This is a genomic window from Amycolatopsis sp. NPDC114478 (assembly GCF_055633805.1).
In genome coordinates this window covers 1-1429 of record NZ_JBVKDO010000059.1, presented here as the reverse complement: position 1 = coordinate 1429, position 1429 = coordinate 1, and the positions used below count along the sequence as shown (strand labels likewise).

General features: G+C 55.0%; 1 rRNA gene. It reads right to left on the bottom strand.

The features are described from left to right. Positions 1–42: 42 nt before the first annotated feature. Positions 43–1429: ribosomal RNA gene (locus ACZ7OH_RS51855) — 23S ribosomal RNA — on the bottom strand; the annotation flags it as partial.

Genomic DNA, 1429 nt, shown 5'->3' with positions numbered 1-1429 from the left:
GCGTGGTGTTTCAGAACCGTAGAGTGGATGCGCAACATCTTCGTAGACAAGTCCTCGGCCTATTAGTACCAGTCAACTCGACAACACATTACTGTGCTTCCATTTCTGGCCTATCAACCCAATGGTCTATTGGGAGCCTTAACCCACAAAGGGTGGGATACCTCATCTTGGAACAGGCTTCCCGCTTAGATGCCTTCAGCGGTTATCCCTTCCGAACGTGGCCAACCAGCCATGCCCCTGGCGGAACAACTGGCACACCAGAGGTTCGTCCGTCCCGGTCCTCTCGTACTAGGGACAGCCTTCCTCAAGTATCCTACGCGCGCGGCGGATAGGGACCGAACTGTCTCACGACGTTCTAAACCCAGCTCGCGTGCCGCTTTAATGGGCGAACAGCCCAACCCTTGGGACCTACTCCGGCCCCAGGATGCGACGAGCCGACATCGAGGTGCCAAACCATGCCGTCGATATGGACTCTTGGGCAAGATCAGCCTGTTATCCCCGGGGTACCTTTTATCCGTTGAGCGACACCCCTTCCACCAGGAGGTGCCGGATCACTAGTCCCGACTTTCGTCCCTGCTCGACATGTCTGTCTCACAGTCAAGCTCCCTTGTGCACTTGCACTCAACACCTGATTGCCAACCAGGCTGAGGGAACCTTTGGGCGCCTCCGTTACTCTTTAGGAGGCAACCGCCCCAGTTAAACTACCCATCAGGCACTGTCCCTGAACCAGATCATGGCCCGAGGTTCAGATTCCCAATTCGACCAGAGTGGTATTTCAACAACGACTCCACAGTAACTAGCGTCACCGCTTCACAGTCTCCCACCTATCCTACACAAGCCGAACCGAAAACCAATACCAAACTATAGTAAAGGTCCCGGGGTCTTTCCGTCCTGCCGCGCGTAACGAGCATCTTTACTCGTAGTGCAATTTCGCCGGGCCTGTGGTTGAGACAGCCGGAAAGTCGTTACGCCATTCGTGCAGGTCGGAACTTACCCGACAAGGAATTTCGCTACCTTAGGATGGTTATAGTTACCACCGCCGTTTACTGGCGCTTAAATTCTCAGCTTCGCCCCGAAAGGCTAACCGGTCCTCTTAACGTTCCAGCACCGGGCAGGCGTCAGTCCATATACATCGTCTTGCGACTTCGCATGGACCTGTGTTTTTAGTAAACAGTCGCTTTCCGCTGGTCTCTGCGGCCACCCACCCCTAGCCCGAGAAAGGCTTCAGGATGTTTGGCCCCCCTTCTCCCGAAGTTACGGGGGCATTTTGCCGAGTTCCTTAACCACAGTTCACCCGATCGCCTTGGTATTCTCTACCTGACCACCTGTGTTGGTTTGGGGTACGGGCCGTGCATGCACTCACTAGAGGCTTTTCTCGGCAGCATAGGATCACTCTACTTCGCCTCAAACGGCTACGCATCACGTCTCA